This is a genomic window from Dellaglioa sp. CoH-55-MRSF-8, assembly GCF_056782195.1.
Genome location: NZ_JBXAYH010000016.1, coordinates 1 through 1,430, shown reverse-complemented (window position 1 = coordinate 1,430; position 1,430 = coordinate 1). Strand labels below are relative to the sequence as shown.

The following is a 1,430-nucleotide window of genomic DNA, read 5'->3' as shown; positions in this document are numbered from 1 at the left end:
TGAAGTGAACCCCAAAAGTTGGAGTAAATATTAAGCGATCATCTGGTCGGTATGTTTTCGATATTCAATCGGAGACATACCGGCCAGTTTTATTTTAATTCTTTTATGATTGTAATAATCAATATAATTTTTTATGGCTACTTTTAAAGCTTCGTATGTCGCATAATCGTGATTATGAACTGTCCCAACTTTTAAAATATGAAAGAAGCTTTCAGCACATGCATTATCTAAACAAGTCGCTTTGCGACTCATACTTTGAAAAATTTTTGCTGATTTGATAATCTCTGTATAACGGCTGTTCTGATATTGAAATCCTTGATCAGAGTGAACTGTCATTCGATAACTGAGATTTGAACGTTTATTGATTAACCGTTTTAGTGGTTCTGTCACAAACTCCACCGTTGGGTGGAGGCTAATTGACCATTGAAGGACTTCACTATTAAATAAATCAATATATGCCGTAAAATAAGCTCTTTCATTTGTACTTTTATTTCCCCATCGTAGTTCAGTGACATCAGTTACTATTTTTTGATAGGATCTATCAGTCTTAAAACGTCGGTTTAAAAGATTGGAAGCTATTTTACCAACAGTTCCTTTATATGAATTATATCTTTTCGTTTTTCGTTCGTAAGCGTGACATAGGAGTTTGTTTTCTCGCATTATTCTCAACACGGTTTTGTGATTGATTTTAATGCCTATGTTACGTAACTCACTTGTTACGGGACGATACCCATAATCAGAATGCCCTTCACAAATTGTTTTAATCGTTTCAATCAGTTCTTTTGAATCTTGTTGGTACTCTCGTTTACAAGCATCATGGTAGCTACTGCTGGACATCAGTCCAGCTTTTAATACGGTTGCCAACTTAATCTGTAATTCACACCTTAACTCAGTGATTATCTGGGCTTTTTCTTGGTTTTTAATCTTTGTTTTTTCTGTATTAAGGCGTCCAATTTTTCCAAGTACGCTACCCGTGCCCTTAGAAAGTCATTTTCTTCTTGTAATTGTTTTGAAGTTTTTGGATTTTTTGATTTAGTCATTTTAGGCAGTTTTCCTTTTGAAGTTTTTAAGCGACCTTGTACCAGTTTCTTTTCCCAGTCCCAAATCACGACAGGATTCTTAATTTTAAAATGACGTGCTGTAACCGGAAAAGAAGCCCTATGTTTTAATCGCCAGTGAATGACCTTCATTTTATAGGAATAATCATAAAATGTCTTCCCTAAATTATTTTCTAAGCCTTGAATCCCAAACATTTTAAAATGATCCAACCATTGATAAATAGTTGCAGATCCCTTGATTCCATACTTCTTCATTAGTAAACCGGCTGGTTTACCTTTCAAATATTCTTTTAGAACTTTTTTCTTTATTTCAACTGTGAACATAGTAAAACCCCCTGAGTTAGATTTCTCCAACTCAGGGGGTTCACTTCA

Annotated in this window: 2 protein-coding genes; both read right to left on the bottom strand. The window is 34.5% G+C overall.

Translation table 11 applies throughout. From position 1 onward, the window contains the following. Positions 1-30: 30 nt before the first annotated feature. Entirely contained in the window at positions 31-870 is an 840-nt protein-coding gene (locus tag AC1RPW_RS07575; protein WP_481761996.1) for an IS3 family transposase, read from the bottom strand. Positions 871-896: 26 nt separating this feature from the next. After that, positions 897-1,382 carry a helix-turn-helix domain-containing protein gene (locus AC1RPW_RS07570; protein WP_481761995.1) on the bottom strand — a complete coding sequence of 162 codons (486 nt, stop codon included), beginning with the start codon at positions 1,380-1,382 and terminating at the stop codon, positions 897-899. Positions 1,383-1,430 lie beyond the last annotated feature (48 nt).

Bases quoted from the DNA above. Each gene is read 5' to 3' on its own strand.
- AC1RPW_RS07570 (WP_481761995.1), bottom strand. From the start codon at position 1,382: ATGTTCACAGTTGAAATAAAGAAAAAAGTTCTAAAAGAATATTTGAAA.